The organism is Clostridium algidicarnis (genome assembly GCF_000703125.1).
Classification (GTDB): Bacteria; Bacillota; Clostridia; order Clostridiales; family Clostridiaceae; genus Clostridium_L; species Clostridium_L algidicarnis.
The window spans coordinates 783,919-801,051 of record NZ_JNLN01000001.1 but is presented as its reverse complement, the minus strand read 5'-3'; the positions used below and the strand labels follow the sequence as shown (position 1 = coordinate 801,051).

Annotated in this window: 14 protein-coding genes, 8 tRNA genes and 1 pseudogene; all 23 read left to right on the top strand. The window is 30.4% G+C overall.

The window, feature by feature from the left end:
• Positions 1-8 precede the first annotated feature (8 nt).
• The 23 genes and pseudogenes from yabN to BV55_RS0103945 all read left to right on the top strand — a co-directional run bounded on the left by yabN (position 9) and on the right by BV55_RS0103945 (position 16,995).
• Positions 9-1,454, top strand: a complete 1,446-nt coding sequence (gene yabN, locus BV55_RS0104055) for a bifunctional methyltransferase/pyrophosphohydrolase YabN (protein WP_029451492.1) — start codon at positions 9-11, stop codon at positions 1,452-1,454.
• A 247-nt stretch (positions 1,455-1,701) separates the two neighbouring features.
• A pseudogene (locus BV55_RS0104050) lies at positions 1,702-1,980 on the top strand (HU family DNA-binding protein); the annotation flags it as partial.
• Between the two features lie 56 nt (positions 1,981-2,036).
• Entirely contained in the window at positions 2,037-2,300 is a 264-nt protein-coding gene (locus BV55_RS0104045; RefSeq protein ID WP_029451490.1) for an RNA-binding S4 domain-containing protein, read from the top strand.
• Positions 2,301-2,492: 192 nt separating this feature from the next.
• Positions 2,493-2,789 carry a sporulation protein YabP gene (gene yabP, locus BV55_RS0104040; protein WP_029451489.1) on the top strand — a complete coding sequence of 99 codons (297 nt, stop codon included), beginning with the start codon at positions 2,493-2,495 and terminating at the stop codon, positions 2,787-2,789.
• Between the two features lie 12 nt (positions 2,790-2,801).
• Positions 2,802-3,188, top strand: a complete 387-nt coding sequence (gene yabQ / locus BV55_RS0104035; RefSeq protein ID WP_029451487.1) for a spore cortex biosynthesis protein YabQ — start codon at positions 2,802-2,804, stop codon at positions 3,186-3,188.
• A gap of 87 nt (positions 3,189-3,275) precedes the next feature.
• Positions 3,276-3,554, top strand: coding sequence for an FtsB family cell division protein (locus BV55_RS0104030; protein WP_029451486.1), 279 nt, complete (start codon positions 3,276-3,278; stop codon positions 3,552-3,554).
• 73 nt (positions 3,555-3,627) lie between these two features.
• Positions 3,628-4,032: a S1 domain-containing RNA-binding protein gene (locus BV55_RS0104025; protein ID WP_029451484.1), complete on the top strand. Its 405-nt coding sequence runs from the start codon at positions 3,628-3,630 to the stop codon at positions 4,030-4,032.
• 260 nt (positions 4,033-4,292) lie between these two features.
• Positions 4,293-4,381 (top strand) — tRNA-Leu (locus BV55_RS0104020).
• A 32-nt stretch (positions 4,382-4,413) separates the two neighbouring features.
• A tRNA-Met gene (locus BV55_RS0104015) sits at positions 4,414-4,489 on the top strand.
• A gap of 13 nt (positions 4,490-4,502) precedes the next feature.
• Positions 4,503-4,579, top strand: a tRNA-Met gene (locus BV55_RS0104010).
• Positions 4,580-4,584: 5 nt separating this feature from the next.
• Positions 4,585-4,673, top strand: a tRNA-Leu gene (locus tag BV55_RS0104005).
• 32 nt (positions 4,674-4,705) lie between these two features.
• A tRNA-Met gene (locus BV55_RS0104000) sits at positions 4,706-4,781 on the top strand.
• A 13-nt stretch (positions 4,782-4,794) separates the two neighbouring features.
• Positions 4,795-4,871, top strand: a tRNA-Met gene (locus BV55_RS0103995).
• Between the two features lie 5 nt (positions 4,872-4,876).
• A tRNA-Leu gene (locus BV55_RS0103990) sits at positions 4,877-4,965 on the top strand.
• 32 nt (positions 4,966-4,997) lie between these two features.
• Positions 4,998-5,073, top strand: a tRNA-Met gene (locus BV55_RS0103985).
• Positions 5,074-5,521: 448 nt separating this feature from the next.
• A complete protein-coding gene (spoIIE, locus tag BV55_RS0103980) occupies positions 5,522-7,894 on the top strand; it encodes a stage II sporulation protein E (protein WP_029451483.1) in 2,373 nt (790 codons plus the stop codon).
• A gap of 195 nt (positions 7,895-8,089) precedes the next feature.
• The gene (gene tilS / locus BV55_RS0103975) at positions 8,090-9,523 is read left to right on the top strand and encodes a tRNA lysidine(34) synthetase TilS (protein ID WP_029451482.1); all 1,434 of its coding nucleotides are present in this window, start codon (positions 8,090-8,092) and stop codon (positions 9,521-9,523) included.
• Positions 9,523-10,059: a hypoxanthine phosphoribosyltransferase gene (gene hpt / locus BV55_RS0103970; protein ID WP_029451481.1), complete on the top strand. Its 537-nt coding sequence runs from the start codon at positions 9,523-9,525 to the stop codon at positions 10,057-10,059. The genes tilS and hpt overlap by 1 nt, the downstream gene beginning before the upstream one ends.
• 78 nt (positions 10,060-10,137) lie before the next feature.
• Positions 10,138-11,949, top strand: a complete 1,812-nt coding sequence (gene ftsH / locus BV55_RS0103965) for an ATP-dependent zinc metalloprotease FtsH (protein WP_029451480.1) — start codon at positions 10,138-10,140, stop codon at positions 11,947-11,949.
• Between the two features lie 473 nt (positions 11,950-12,422).
• Positions 12,423-14,093, top strand: a complete 1,671-nt coding sequence (locus BV55_RS0103960) for a formate--tetrahydrofolate ligase (RefSeq protein WP_029451479.1) — start codon at positions 12,423-12,425, stop codon at positions 14,091-14,093.
• A 267-nt stretch (positions 14,094-14,360) separates the two neighbouring features.
• Positions 14,361-15,140, top strand: coding sequence for a type III pantothenate kinase (locus BV55_RS0103955; RefSeq protein WP_029451478.1), 780 nt, complete (start codon positions 14,361-14,363; stop codon positions 15,138-15,140).
• 4 nt (positions 15,141-15,144) lie between these two features.
• Positions 15,145-16,116 (top strand): tRNA dihydrouridine synthase DusB, encoded by a 972-nt coding sequence (dusB, locus tag BV55_RS0103950; RefSeq protein WP_029451477.1) that lies wholly within the window; start codon positions 15,145-15,147, stop codon positions 16,114-16,116.
• A gap of 51 nt (positions 16,117-16,167) precedes the next feature.
• Entirely contained in the window at positions 16,168-16,995 is an 828-nt protein-coding gene (locus BV55_RS0103945; RefSeq protein ID WP_029451476.1) for a hypothetical protein, read from the top strand.
• The last annotated feature ends 138 nt before the right edge of the window (positions 16,996-17,133 follow it).

Sequence of the window (17,133 nt, the reverse complement as noted above, 5' to 3'; positions counted from 1 at the left end):
AGAAACAAATGATTAAAATATTAGGTCTAGGACCTGGCTCACCTGAAGCACTAACATTAGGCACTTTAAATGAGCTTAAGTCAGGAAAAGATATATATCTAAGAACAGAAAAACATCCCACAGTAGACTATATTAAAAGTATGGATATAAAAGTTCATACCTATGATTTTGCTTATGATAAGTTTGATAGTTTTGACAAAGTATATCAGTTTATAGCTGAGGATTTAATAAAAAGACATAATATAGTGGATGAGGTTATATATGCAGTACCAGGGCATCCTTTAGTAGCAGAGCGGACTGTAAATATTTTAATAGATTTATGCGAAAACCAAGGGATAGCTGTAGAAATTGTCCCAGCAGTAAGTTTTATTGATGTTATTATAGAAAGACTAAAGATAGATCCTATAAATGGACTTAAAATAATAGATGCTTTTGATGTTGGAAATCAAAATTTAGATAATAATGCAGGATTAATAATAACCCAGGTATATGATCAGTTAATATCATCAGAGGTGAAAATTACATTGCTAGATTACTACCATTATGATAAAGAAATATACTTTGTTCGGGCAGCTGGTGTTAAGGGAGAGGAAAGCATAAGGAAAATACCTTTATATACATTAGACAGGCAAGCGGATATAGATTATCTCACATCGTTATACATACCTAAAGGAGGTAAAGAAAATAAAGGGTTAAGCGAACTATTAGATATAATGGAGAAATTACGGTCAGAAGAAGGTTGCCCTTGGGATAGAGAGCAAACACATGAAAGTCTAAAAAGATATCTAGTAGAAGAGAGCTATGAGGTTATAGAGGCTATAGAGGAAAAAGATGATGAAAAAATAATAGAAGAATTAGGTGATGTACTACTACAGGTAGTGTTTCACGCTGTTATAGGGAAAGAAGAAGGTTATTTTAACATTAATGACATCATAAATTCTATAAGCAAGAAGATGATAGATAGACATCCTCATGTGTTTGGAGATACAAAAGTTGATAATTCAATAGAGGTTATGGTAAAATGGGAAGAAATAAAAAGCATAGAAAAGGGATATAGCACTGTGGTAGATGCTATGGAACATATAGCAAAATCTTTACCTTCTTTAATAAGAGCAGAAAAAGTACAATCTAAGGCTAAAAAGGTAGGATTTGACTTTGATGTTGTAGACGGGGCTATGGATAAGATAATAGAAGAACTTTATGAGTTAAAAGAAGTATATAAAGGCTCAAATGAGGCAATAATAGAAGAAGAAATGGGAGATTTAATATTTTCTTGCGTTAATGTAGCTAGGATGCTAGGCATAGATTCAGAACTTGCCCTTAATAAAACTATAAATAAATTCATAAAAAGATTTAAATTTATGGAAGACACAGCTAAAAGTAAAGAGATAAAATTAGAACAGATGTCACTGGAAGAAATGGATCAATTATGGAATTTATCTAAAAGCATATAACAAAAAAGAGCAGTTTAGAAGGAATATTCATATAAATGTAGAATAATAAGATTTATAAAAGCAATTTTGCGTTATTAAATAGCACGTTATAAATAAAAAAATAAAATACTTGTAATGTAGATGTAGACTTGTATTGCAATTAATTATATAATATGATAATGTATAATAAATTTATAAAACTTATACATACAAACTTATTCAATATATTGTCTAGGTTTAAACTAACTCTAATTTAAAGGAGGAAACAAAAGTGAATAAATCAGAATTAATCTCAAGCATGGCTGAAAAAAGTAAATTAACTAAAAAAGATGCAGAAGTAGCATTAAAAGCTTTTATAGAAAGCGTAGAAGAGTCTTTAGAAAAAGGTGAAAAGGTTCAATTAGTTGGCTTTGGAACTTTCGAAACAAGACAAAGAGCTGAAAGAGAAGGAAGAAACCCAAGAACTAAAGAAACTATAAAGATTCCTGCAACAACTGCTCCAGTATTTAAAGCTGGTAAGGAGTTCAAGGAAAGAGTTAATAAATAACTTTAAAACTATTTAACCCGGGTTTATCTCGGGTTATTTTTGTAGGAGGAATTAAAATGAGATTAGACAAATATTTAAAAGTATCTAGAATAATAAAAAGAAGAACAGTCGCAAAAGAAATTTGTGAAAGTGGTAGAGTTACCATTAATTCAAAAGTAGCTAAAGCAAGTACAGACATAAAAGAGGGAGATATAATAGAAATTAAATTTGCAAACAACTCCTTAAAGGCAGAAGTACTAAAACTTTCAGAACATGTTAAAAAAGAAGATGCTAGACTTATGTATGAAATAATAGAGGGTGAAGAGGATGTAGAGGATTAGAAAACTTTTATAATCGGATTAGAGAAACATTCATAGTTGTATTATATAATTATTGATGCAGGAGTTTTAGCCTCTTAAAGGATGATTAGTTTATAAATCGGTATATCCTAAAAGAGGTGGCAAAAATGAATAGCATATATATACAACCTTTCACATATATTGTAGAGAAATATAGTAGGAGGTTGTTTTCTTATGGAAAATAAAAAAGACACCAAAGGTGAAGATAAAAAAAGTAATTTAACTTTAGATAATAGGAAAAGATTATTCCTTACAGGAGTTATAGAAGTATTTAATTTTAATGAAGAAACTATTTCATTGAACACATCTATAGGAGTATTAAACATAAGAGGTAAGAATTTAAAAATGAACAAGTTGGATGTTCAAAATGGAGAGGTAATAGTCGGTGGAACTATAGATTCATTTGTATATAGCACTCTAGAAGCAAAAAGAGTTAATACAGATGGCATAATAAAAAGATTATTTAAATAGGTGGAGAGAAACATGATAATACCTTTATTATTTCAACTTAAAACTATACTATTTAGCATATTATCAGGTATTATAACAGGTATTTTATTTGACTTTTATAGAATTATAAGAGGACACAATAAAAATAAAGTATTAGCAGTTTTCCAAGATCTTTTATTTTGGATTTTAGCATCAATTATTGTATTTGTTTTTTTGCTTTATACCAATTATGCTCTTATTGTACCCTATGTTTACCTATACATAGCTCTAGGGATATATATATACCTTAAACTTTTAAGTGAATATATTTTAAAATTACAATATGCTATATATAGATTTATAGCAAAAGTGTTTAGAGTAGGCTTTAATCACGTATTTTACCCACTAAAATTAATATTTTATAACAAAAGTAAAAAATAACTATGAAAACACTTGAATAAAATAGGTTTTATATTTAAAATAGAGATATAGATAAACCATACTATTATCTTAAAGGGGAAAAGAACTATGAAAAGCAAGAAAATTACCCTTAAAAGCGTAATAATAATTTTATTATTGATTTTTAGCTTATATACAGTAATAACCCAACAACTAACTATGGGTAAAATTAAAAGAGATATATATAAGCAAGAAAAGGAGCTAGAATTAGTAAAAGAAAAAAATCAAAAGTTAAAAGATGAATTTGAGTTATCAAACACTGGACTTTACAAGGAAAAACAAGTAAGAGAAAGATTGGGATATGTAAAGGACGGAGAGACTCCTGTAATAGACAGTAAGTCAGAGTAACTCACTTGAGTTTAGGTTTATTATTTTATATAATATAATATATTAATTATTTTTAAGGAGGAGTCTTTTTAATATGACCTTAATGGCAGGAAACATTTTAGAAGGTACAGTGGTTAACATTACTAATTTTGGGGCTTTTGTTGAAGTTGAAGGAAAAACAGGTTTAGTTCATATTTCTGAAGTAGCAGATAATTTTGTTAAGGATATAAGAGAATATCTTAAAGAACAAGATAAAGTAAAAGTAAAAGTTATTTCTATAGATGATAATGGCAAAATTAGTCTTTCCATCAAACAAGCTATTGTAAAGCAAAGATCTAATAAACCAGTTGAAATTGATTGGGAATCAGAAAAAGGTAAGGCAGCTTCAGGTAACTTTGAAGATATAATGACAAGATTTTTAAAGGATAGTGAAGAAAGATTACAAGATGTTAAAAAACATCAAGATAATAGATCAAGAGGATATAATAAGAAAATGTAACTTAATATGATAAGTAGTAACCTCCTAGATTTTTAATATAGGGGGTTATTTTTATTTTAAAAGGCTATTTGATTTTATTAAAAATTAAAAATTAGAAAGATTATTAATAAAACTGATAGCTTTGAAAGGCTTACGTTGTAACATGTTAATGGACTTTTAATATACAAAAATAATATATAAAAGGCATATAGAAAAAAGTTGTTGACAATAGATATAACATCATATATAATAATGTATGTCGCCAAGAAAAAACATAAAACGCTGGAGTGGCGGAACTGGCAGACGCACAGGACTTAAAATCCTGCGGTGGTTAAACACCGTACCGGTTCGATTCCGGTCTTCAGCACCAATGTACTTATATATTTGATTAAATAATAATATCGCGGAGTGGAGCAGTTGGCAGCTCGTCGGGCTCATAACCCGAAGGTCGTGGGTTCAAGTCCTACCTCCGCAACCAAAAAAGTAAATATGGCGGAATAGCTCAGCTGGCTAGAGCATTCGGTTCATACCCGAAGGGTCGTAGGTTCAAGTCCTATTTCCGCTACCAAAAGTGCTGGAGTGGCGGAACTGGCAGACGCACAGGACTTAAAATCCTGCGGTGGTTAAACACCGTACCGGTTCGATTCCGGTCTTCAGCACCAATTTACTTACATATTTAATTAAATAATAATATCGCGGAGTGGAGCAGTTGGCAGCTCGTCGGGCTCATAACCCGAAGGTCGTGGGTTCAAGTCCTACCTCCGCAACCAAAAAAGTAAATATGGCGGAATAGCTCAGCTGGCTAGAGCATTCGGTTCATACCCGAAGGGTCGTAGGTTCAAGTCCTATTTCCGCTACCAAAAGTGCTGGAGTGGCGGAACTGGCAGACGCACAGGACTTAAAATCCTGCGGTGGTTAAACACCGTACCGGTTCGATTCCGGTCTTCAGCACCAATTTACTTATATATTTAATTAAATAATAATATCGCGGAGTGGAGCAGCTGGCAGCTCGTCGGGCTCATAACCCGAAGGTCGTGGGTTCAAATCCTACCTCCGCAACCAAAATTAAATATAGATAAAAGTTTATCTAGTATTAAAAAGTATTCGTTAAGATTAATCTTAGCGAATACTTTTTATTTGGGTCTAAAAATAAATTAAATAGATATTTAAACTTTAATGTTATAATTCTTACTTGAAGTAAATAATTTGTTAATGTAAGAGAAATAATATGTGGATATCTTTTTATAACCAAAAGTTATCCACATATTAATAGGATTTTTTTTAATACATGACAAATAAAATATAATTTTAATAGGATACCATATTAAATAATGTGTATTTTTTGAATTTAAGAAAAGATGAGAGCATTTTATGTCCTAATAATAAAAAAGTTTCATACAGCTTATGACATTTATTTCCTCCAGCTCTTGTTATAATCTAATTAAGATAAAGGTTACTTACATTAGATTAAGAAGAAAAGAACTCAAAGAATTAAAGGGGGAAATATACTATGCAATATGGTGCGGAGGTTGTAACTTATAAAAGACTAAAAGAAAGTGCTAAAGAAGAAAAAAGAGAAGAATATGTATCAGTGATTAAAATAATTCTATATTTTTTGGCGGCTATATCTATAAGTAGGGTAATGCTAATTAATAGTACAGCTCCTTTTGGGATAGCTTTTATAATGGCGGTTGTTAATGAAAAGAAGGATAAACTCGATATTGCAGTTGGCACAGGAGCTCTCATAGGATATGTTACCCTATATAATAAAATTGAAGATATAGCTCTTTATATAATAATTATAGGTAGCTCTATACTTTTTGCACATTTAACAACAAAAATAAACAGAAGAAAAAGAATAACATATTTAACTGTAATCATGCTATTAGAATCTATATTTTTTAGAATGATAATAAGTGGATATACACTTGGTATAAATATACTCACTTCGATCTTTCAGATAGGATGTATAATTCCTATTTATATAATTATAGATTACGCATTAACCTGTTCAAAGGATTTTAAAAGTAAGCATCTTTTTACAAATGAAGAAATAATAAGTATGGCTATATTGCTATCCTTAACAATTTCAGGTACATGGGGGATTAAGATTTTTAACATAGATATTAGAAATATTATAGGTCTCGTATTTGTATGTATAATGGCTTATGTAAATGGAAGCTCTACTGGTGCAGCCACAGGTGTATCTATAGGAATAATTATGGGAATAACGTCGGATAACATGGTTAATTACGTTGTAGTATATTCAATATGTGGGTTTATCATGGGAATATTTAAAGAAACAGGAAAGTGGTTCACCGCATTGTCGTATATAACAGTATTTACACTGCTTAAAGTATATTTAGGGTTAAGTACAGATTTTAAACTTATAGAAGGAGTTTTAAGTGTTTTGATTTTTATGTCAATTCCAAATAAAGTTTACGATAAGATATCTGTAGAACTTGGATGGGAAAAGAAGCAAGACATTATCAATGAAAGCTATATGTATAAATTAAAGGAAGTATTTACGGAGAAACTTGATAGCTTTTCTGATGTATTATTAAATATGTCAAGTACTCTGAATAATTTAGTAGATAATGATAAATTGCAGATGAAAACCAAGAGTAGTGCCCTTGTAGAGAATTTAGCAGATAGGGTCTGTAGTAATTGTGATATGAAATCTATATGCTGGAAAAGAGAGATGCATTGTACCTATATAGCTTTTAGTGAGCTTATACAAAATTATCAGGAGGGTATTCCGAGAATACCGGAAGAGATAGATAGAAAATGTGTCAAAAGAACTTCACTTATAAAAAATTCTGAAGAATTATTAAATTCATACGTCATAAATGAAATGTGGAAAAGTAGATTAGGAGAGGGAAGAATATTATTAGCTTCTCAAATTCATAATATGGCCAAATCCATAGGAGAAATAGTTAAAGATTTTAGTTCGGAAGTTTGCATTAATAATGAGATTGAAAGACATATAAGAAGATATCTTAATAAATTTAATATAAAGATAAATGATATATTATGTTATGATGATAGAAATGCCAGGTTAAAGGTTAAAATTACTCTAGCCTCTTGTGGTGGAGGTCAAAAATGTGTTAAGGAGATATTGCCTGTTATAAACGAAGCGGTGGGAAGACCTATGTGTATTTTTGATGAGGGTTGTGTTATAAATCCAGAAAGTAATAATTGCACTGTCACTTTTGAAGAAACACCTAAATATCATGTTGCTACAGCTATTTCTAGAAGATGTAAAGATGGTGAAGTATTAAATGGTGATAGTTATAGTTTTGGAAAGATTAAAGATGGCACATACATGACTATAATAAGTGATGGAATGGGTTCTGGGCCCCAAGCTAGTGAAGAAAGTAGAGCGGCAATAGAGCTTATAGAAAAGTTTACAAATGCTGGATTTGACAAAATTACGGCTATTAACACGGTGAATTCTATAATGGGATTTAAATTTTCTGAGGACGAAAAGTTTTCTACATTAGATTTAAATTCTATAGACTTATATAGCGGCAAGATAACCTTTATGAAAGTAGGCGCAGTAGCTAGCTTTATTAAAAGGGCGGAAAAAATAGATATTATAAAATCTAAAACCCTACCTATTGGAGTGTTAGATAAGGTGGATATTGATATAATAGACAAAAAGGTGAAAAATGGAGATATAGTTGTTACTGTAAGTGATGGTGTTTTAGACTGTTGTGAGGGTGGAAGTATTGAATGGTTAGCAGAATATCTTGTTAAAAGCAATAAAAATACCCCAAAGGAATTGGCAGAAGATATAATAGAAAAGGTGAAAGAATTATCTGGAGGTAAGATTAAAGATGATATGACTGCTATAGTATCTAAGGTCTATAACTTATATTAATAAAAATGTAGTATAGGGACTCTAAATTTTAAGAGGTTATAATTCTGTATTTAAATTATACATGCAATATGATATTGTAGTAATATATATAGGATTAGCCTCTTTAATTAAAGTATTGAGTTCTATTTTTATTGTAATAAACTATTTATATAAGTATGATATAATATGTTATTATAGGAATTAGGAAGTGGATTAATGAAAAAAAGGATTTTAGAATACATAGAAAAGTATTCAATGATACAAAAAGACGATAAAGTTTTAGTGGCTCTATCTGGAGGACCAGACTCTATAACCTTATTACATATACTTTATAGTTTGAAAGATGATCTAGGAATAACCCTCTATGCAGCACATATAAATCATAAACTAAGGGGGGAGGCGTCTGATAAAGATGAGAGATATGTAAAAGAAATTTGTTCCTCACTTAATATTCCTTGTTATGTAAAACTTGCAGATATTAATGCTATATCTAAAAAAAGAGGAATATCTAGTGAAATGGCAGGTAGAGATGTAAGGTATGACTTTTTTGAAAGCCTAAAGAAAGACCTGAATATAAATAAAGTAGCAGTGGCTCATAATTCTAATGATAGAGCTGAAACTATTCTTATGAGAATTATGCGAGGAACTGGCATAGAAGGACTTGCAGGAATAAAGCCTGTAAGAGATAATACATATATAAGACCTATATTAATACTCTCACGGAAAGAGATTGAAGATTACTGTGAGATAAATAAGCTATGTCCAAGAATAGACAAAACTAATAATGAGCCTATATATGCGAGAAATAAAGTTAGATTAGAACTTATACCTTATATAAAAGAAAATTTTAATAAAGACATAATAAACACATTAAACAGGTTTTCAGAACTTATGGTAAGAGATAATGATTATTTGGAAAAGATATCGTATGAAAAGTTCATGAAATATGTAGAAATAAATTCTAAAAGCGATATAATAATTCATAAAGAGGCTTTTAAAGAACACGATTCAATTGTTACTAGAATAATAAGGTACTCTATAGAAAAATTAGAAGGTACATTGAATAATATCGAAATGATACATATTTCTAGTATAGTATCTTTAAGCAATCAAGGAACAGGAAAGACAGTAAATCTTCCACATGATATCACGGTATCTAATGTATACGGAGATATATTTATAAAAAAGAATTATAAAAAGGTCATAAAAAATGAAAACCTAAGTTCAATAATTAATTTAAAGGATTATACTAAAGAAGATTTAAAAATTGGTGTTAAGATTAATATACCTGAATTTCAAATGTCCTTATTTATAAAATTGTTAAGTGATGATAATATTAGTAATTTAAACTTAAAGGGCAAATCTAATTGTAAGTACTTTGATGCAGATAAAATCAAAGGAGATATAAATGTTAGATATAGAAAAGATGGTGATAAATTTATTCCTTATGGCATGTCAGGAAGTAGAAAATTGAAAGATATATTTATTGATGAAAAGATACCTAGAGAACAAAGAGATAGCATTGTACTTATATGTTTTGATAAACATATAGCTTGGATAGAAGGGTATAAGGTCAGTGAACTTTTTAAGGTAGAACATAAAACTAAAAATATTTTAAGCATAACTATTGAAAGAGGGGAAAGTTACTAATGAAAAACGATATTGAAAAGATTCTTCTAACTGAGGAAGAACTGGAAAAAAAGGTAAAAGAAATTGGAAGTCAAATTAGTGAAGATTATAAGGGAAAGGAATTAGTACTTATTGGAGTACTTAAAGGATCTGTAGTTTTTATGTCAGACCTTATGAAAGAAATTTCTATATATTGTAGCATGGATTTTATGGCGGTTTCTAGTTATGGAAATGCAAGTGAAAGCTCTGGAGTGGTTAGAATATTGAAAGACTTAGATGAGTCTATAGAAAATAAACATGTAATTATCATTGAAGATATAATTGATTCAGGGATAACCCTAGAGTATCTAATTAAATACCTAAAAGGTAGAAATCCAAAGAGTATAGAAATAGCATGCCTATTAAATAAAAAAGACAGGCGAAAGGCTAATATAGGTGTAAAGTACCTAGGATTTGATGTTCCAGATTATTTCTTAGTAGGTTATGGATTAGACTTTGCTGAAAGATATAGGAATCTTCCTTACATTGGTATATTAAAAGAATCTATTTATAAATAATTAATGTTAGCACTTATTGTAATGAAAAATTTAGTATGTTAAAATCTTATAATAACGAAAAAGAGAGGGGGGCCTATAATGAAGAAATTTTCAAGCGCAACGGCCTGGACTATAGTATTTATATTCGCAATAATTGCGGCTTTAACATGGTCTCAAACAGGTAAAGGTACAAATACAATAGCATTTAATGAATTTCAACAAGAATGGAAAAATAATAACATAACAAATATAAAAGTTAGAGAAGATAAAATGTTAGTAGAAGGTACTCTTAGTGATGGTAAGGCCTTTATAACTGTAGTGCCTGCACAAAGATTATATCAATTTATGACTAGCTATCCTAATACAGGAGAAATAAAGGAGACTTATGAGGCTCCTAGAAATACATCGGTATGGGTTCAAATGATACCTACACTTTTACTTATGGGAGTAATGTTTTTTGCAGTGTGGTTTATATTTATGCAACAATCCCAAGGTGGTGGTGGTGGAAACCGAGGAGTCATGAACTTTGGAAAGAGTAAGGCTAAAATGGCTACACCAGATAAAAAGAAGGTTACATTTAATGATGTGGCTGGTGCTGACGAAGAAAAAGAAGAATTAGAAGAAATAGTAGACTTCTTAAAGCAACCTAAAAGATATTTGGAATTAGGTGCAAGAATCCCTAAAGGAGTTCTTTTAATTGGACCTCCAGGTACTGGAAAGACGCTTCTTGCAAGAGCAATAGCTGGGGAATCAGGAGTTCCGTTCTTTAGTATATCAGGATCTGACTTTGTTGAAATGTTTGTAGGAGTAGGGGCATCTAGAGTTAGAGACCTATTTGAACAGGCAAAGAAAAATGCTCCATGTATTATATTCATAGATGAAATTGATGCAGTGGGTAGACAAAGAGGTGCTGGACTTGGTGGTGGACATGATGAAAGAGAACAAACATTAAATCAACTTTTAGTTGAAATGGATGGTTTTGGTGCTAATGAAGGCATCATAATGATAGCTGCAACTAATAGACCAGATATATTAGATCCTGCGCTTCTTAGACCAGGAAGGTTTGATAGACAAATAATGGTTGGAGCACCAGATGTAAAGGGAAGAGAAGAAATCCTTCAAATCCATACAAAAAACAAACGTCTATCAGAAAATATCAATTTAAAAGTTTTAGCTAAAAGAACTCCAGGATTTACAGGAGCAGATTTAGAGAATTTAACTAATGAAGCGGCCTTATTAACAGTTAGAAAAGATAAGAAATTTATTGAAATGGAAGAAATGGAAGAAGCAATAACAAGGGTTATAGCAGGACCAGAGAAAAAGAGTAGGGTTATAAGCGAAGGTGATAGAAAGCTTACAGCTTACCATGAAGCGGGTCATGCAGTAGTAATGAAGCTTCTACCTAATTCAGATCCAGTGCATCAAATAAGCATAGTTCCAAGAGGAATGGCTGGAGGATACACTATGCACTTACCAGAAGAAGATAGAGCATATATCTCAAAGTCTAGATTAAAAGATGAAATGGTTGGACTTTTAGGTGGGAGAGTAGCTGAACAACTTATTATAGGAGATATAAGCACAGGTGCAAAAAATGACATAGATAGGGCTAGCACTATTGCAAGAAAAATGGTTATGGAATATGGAATGAGTGAAGCAATGGGTCCAATAGCTTTCGGAGCAGATCACGATGAAGTATTTTTAGGAAGAGATTTAGGGCGCGGAAGAAATTTTAGTGAAGAAATAGGAGCTAAAATAGATAGAGAGATAAAGGGGCTTATAGATAGAGCTTATGATGAGGCACAAACTTTATTAAAAGATAATTTAAATAAGCTTCATGCTGTAGCACAAGAACTTTTAGTAAAAGAAAAGCTAGAAGCAGATGAATTTGAACAACTATTTCAAAATGCATAAATTAAAAAAGGTTATCCTATTAGGATAACCTTTTTTTTATTCTAAAATTATTAATTGGGGTTAAAAGGTTACCCTAGAATGCATAAAGCTAAATTGCAAAAATGCCAAATTGCAATTGGTTCTTATAGGAATGTGCAATGTATTTTAACTATGAAATAACATTCAGAACAATGCAAAAATTTCCGCTTGATGAAATATTGTCTATTATTCAAATATATAATAAATTGTATAGTATATATAGGAAAATATGATATAATATATTTAAGTTAAAGGCAGAAGCTTTTGAGGGTAAAAGTAAAACAGGTGAAGGAAGTAATCATAGATATATAGTTACCAAAAAGGATTTTAGCTAAAATATAAGTTAATACTAATAGTGTAATAAAATATAATATACAAACCATTAATTAATTTGTGTATTTAAATAAATATATGGAGGGAGGTAATGTCGATAATTTAATCGACATGAAGATGATATGAAAACTGATATTCAAATAGCACAAGAGGCAAAAATGATTCCAATAAAAGATATATCTAAAAAGTTGGGGATACTAGAAGATGATGTAGATTTTTATGGTAAATATAAATGCAAACTTTCATTAGACATTCTAGAAAAAAACAAAGATAAAGAAGATGGAAAGTTAATATTAGTAACAGCTATAAATCCAACACCAGCAGGTGAAGGTAAATCAACTGTTACGGTAGGACTTGGTCAAGCGTTATGTAAAATGGATAAAAATGCAGTAATTGCACTTAGAGAACCATCTCTAGGACCAGTTTTTGGTGTTAAGGGTGGTGCTGCTGGTGGCGGGTATGCACAAGTAGTACCTATGGAAGATATAAATCTTCATTTCACTGGAGATATGCATGCCATAACTACAACAAACAACTTATTAGCAGCAGCTATAGATAATCATATTCATCAAGGGAATGCACTAGAGATTGATTCAAGAAGAATAGTCTTTAAAAGGGTTATGGATATGAATGACAGAGCATTAAGAAAGACGGTAGTAGGTCTTGGCGGTAAACCAAATGGATTTTCAAGAGAAGATGGATTTATGATAACTGTAGCTTCGGAAATTATGGCTATATTATGTCTTTCAAATAGTCTTATGGATCTTAAGGAGCGTATGGGAGATATATTGGTAGCTTATAATTTAAAAGGAAATCCTATTTATTGCAAAGACTTAAAGATTCAAGGCGCAATGGCTCTTTTAATGAAGGACGCTATAAAACCTAATCTAGTTCAAACACTAGAAAATACTCCTGCAATAATTCATGGAGGACCTTTTGCTAATATAGCACATGGATGCAATAGTATAATGGCAACTAAAACAGCATTAAAACTCGGAGATTATGTAGTAACTGAAGCTGGATTTGGTGCAGATCTTGGAGCAGAAAAGTTCTTTGATATAAAGTGCAGATTTGGAGATTTAAAACCAGATTGTGTTGTTATAGTAGCAACAGTAAGAGCTATAAAACATCATGGTGGAGTAAAGAAAGAAGATTTAGGCAAAAGTAATGTAGATGCTGTAGCAAAAGGAATAAAAAACTTAGAGAAGCAAATAGAAAATATCAAAGCTTTTGGAGTCGTACCAGTTGTTGCGATAAATAGATTTGTAACAGATTCAGATGAAGAATTACAGTTTATAGAAGATTATTGCAATAATATAGGCGTAAAAGTAGCTTTAACAGAAGTATGGGCTAAGGGCGGAGAAGGTGGAATGGAACTTGCTAAAATTGTAATAGATACAATAGAAAATGAAGAGAGCAAGTTCAGTGTATTATATGACAGTGATTTAAGTATAAAGGAAAAGTTGAATAAAATAGCAACAACTATATATGGTGCTAAGGGAGTTATTTATGAAATCCAAGCAGAAAAACAAATCCAAGAACTAGAAAAGTTTGGACTTGATAAAAAACCTATATGTGTAGCTAAAACTCAATATTCATTATCTGACAATCCTCAGCTTTTGGGAAGACCAGAAGGCTTTGAGGTTACAGTAAAGGAAGTTAAAGTTTCAAATGGTGCAGGATTTATAGTTGCCTTAACCGGAGATATAATGACTATGCCAGGTCTACCAAAGGTACCAGCAGCAGAAAACATGGATATAACTGAAAGTGGAGAAATACTCGGATTGTTTTAGTAAGATTAATATAAATAAGAAGACTATCTTTAAATGAATTTTAAAGATAGCCTTCTTATTTTCATATATATTTATTAAAAGCTTAAAAGGTTACGATAAATAGCTTGACAAATTATATTTAGTTGTTAGAATTATATTGTTAAACTATAGTTAAAAGTTATTAAGATCATATAATTTTTAGCGCTTAATAAGATAAGCGGTATAAAGAAAAGATAAAGGCAGCTTTTTGGCTGCTTTTTTATAATATTTAATAGGGTGGTGATTATAGTGGTATTACTTATAGATGTAGGAAATACTAATATAGTACTTGGAGTTTTTGATAAAGACAATCTTATCGCGGATTGGAGACTGTCCACAGATACAAAAAAGACATCAGACGAATATGGAATAGAAATATTACAATTGTTTTTGTACAGCGATTTAGAATATAAACAAATAAAAGGGGTTATAATATCATCTGTAGTTCCTAATATAATGTATTCATTAGAACACCTTATAAGAAAGTATTTTAAACTGGAACCTATTATTGTAGGACCAGGGATAAAAACTGGAATAAATATTAAGTATGATAATCCTAAAGAGGTAGGGGCAGACAGAATCGTAAATGCTGTGGCAGCACATTATGAATACAAAAGGGCCATCATTATTATAGACTTTGGAACCGCAACTACTTTTTGTGCAGTAAATAAAAATGGAGATTATTTAGGTGGAACTATTTGTCCTGGCATAAAAATTTCTTCAGAGGCTTTATTTGAAAGAGCTGCAAAGCTTCCTAGAATAGAACTTGTAAAACCAAACTCAATTATTGGGAAAAATACAATAACTAGTATGCAAGCTGGAGTAATATATGGGTATGTAGGTCAGGTTAAGTATGTTGTGTCTAAAATGAAGAAAGAAATGATGGATTTAGGGGAAGATGAACCTTTTGTAATTGCAACAGGTGGACTTGCAACCCTTATTTCTGAAGAAGCAAAATGTATAGATAAAATAGATCATCTACTTACATTAAAAGGACTTAATATAATATACAAAAAGAATGAGGAGTAGTCTTATGAATATAGGTGATATATATATTGAAAATTCTGTTCTATTAGCACCCATGGCTGGATTTACAGATGTAGCTTTTAGATCTATTTGTAAAAGTATGGGGTGTGGTCTTACTTATACTGAGATGGTTAGTGCTAAAGCGCTGTACTATGGAAATGAAAACACACAAAGACTATTAATGGTTTCAGAAAATGAAAAGCCACTGGCGGTACAGATATTTGGTAATGATCCTTATATAATGGCCAATATAGCAGAAAAGTTAAGTGAGAGAGAGGGTATAGATATAATTGATATAAATATGGGGTGCCCTGCTCTTAAGATAATTAAAAATGGAGAAGGATCTGCACTAATGAAAAATCCGAAACTTGCTTTTGATATTGTTAGAGAAGTGTCTAAAGCATCTAAAAAACCTGTAACTGTAAAGATAAGAAAAGGATTTACAAAAGGTGAATCTACAGCGGTTGACTTTGCTAAAGGATTAGAAGAAGCAGGAGCAAAAGCCATAACAGTTCATGGTAGAACTAGAGAGCAGATGTATCAAGGTAAAGCAGATTGGAATATCATAAAAGAGGTTAAAAGCGCATTATCTATTCCTGTAATAGGAAATGGAGATGTCTTCTCGGCAAATAATGCTAGAGAACTTATAGAACTATCCAGATGTGATGGGGTTATGGTAGCTAGAGGAGCACTTGGGAACCCATGGATATTTAATGAGATAAAAGACATGCTAAATGGAAAAGATGTTATAAATCCAACCCCTTTAGAGAAGGTTGATTTATGTATACAACATTATGAAAAGTCACTAGAATATGATAAAGAGGAAAAAGCAGTAAGAGAAATGAGAAAGCATATAGCGCTATATATTAAAGGATTAAAGAACTGTACAGATATAAAAAACGATGTTAATATATGTAAAGGGTCAAAGGAAGTTATAGATATATTGCAAAGATATAAAGAAAGTTTAAAAGATACATAAATATAGAAGAGCTGAATAAATATAGAATATAAATATTATGAGGTGAATCTTATGATAGATATATTAAATATAAGTATTCAAAAAAGAGGTACTCCTTATGATAAATCAACTCTATTTTCTAAAATTACAGATAAAATGAAATGTAGTATAGATAAGAAAATTTATGTTAAGGAAATAGATTTAAATATATATTGTGGCAGGTTACCTCAAAATAAACACCACGTATCTTACGTAAATAATATAAAAAATGTAACAAATAAAATGAAAAGCAATGATTTTATTATAAGTCCAAAAGGTATTAGAGAATATGATTATTATTTTACCAATGACTTTCAAAAAGAACTCTTTTCATATAGTGTAGTTAAGAGCATAAAATTAATTCTTAGAAAAACTAATAAATCTTTAAAAAATAGCACTATATTAATAGACGAAGCCTCAGATCCTAAAGTATATGGTATATTAAAAGAAGTTTCTAAAAGTTGTAGACATATAATACTGTTATCAAAGAACACAAAAGAAACTTTAAAAATACAACAAAATATAATATCAAACTTTGGAGTTTCACCAGAGGTAACTAGTGATGAGAAATATGCTTTAAAATTATGTGATTTTATTATAAGTACTAAGGAAAAAAGTTATGAATATTGTGATAATATATGGTATATTAACAATCGAGATTTATCTTTTAAATTAAAAGGCACAGTAATAAATGACATATCATTTAAAACCCAATGGAATGAACTTTCAAGTGATGTATCTCCAGAGCTTATAGGAGCTATACTGAGCCAAATGCAAGGAAAAGATGTAGAAAGTGCTTTAAGGTATAATGGAGTATTTATGCATAAAATAAAATTTAATGAAAACCTAATAGATATATAGCTTAAAAGGGTATGTTGACAAATACATTTTAGCTGATTTATAATTATTAGAATGTGCTTGACTTATATATAAATCAAGCTTTTATTAATAATAGAGTATAAATATAAATATAAATATATTTAAATTAAAAGGGGAGAA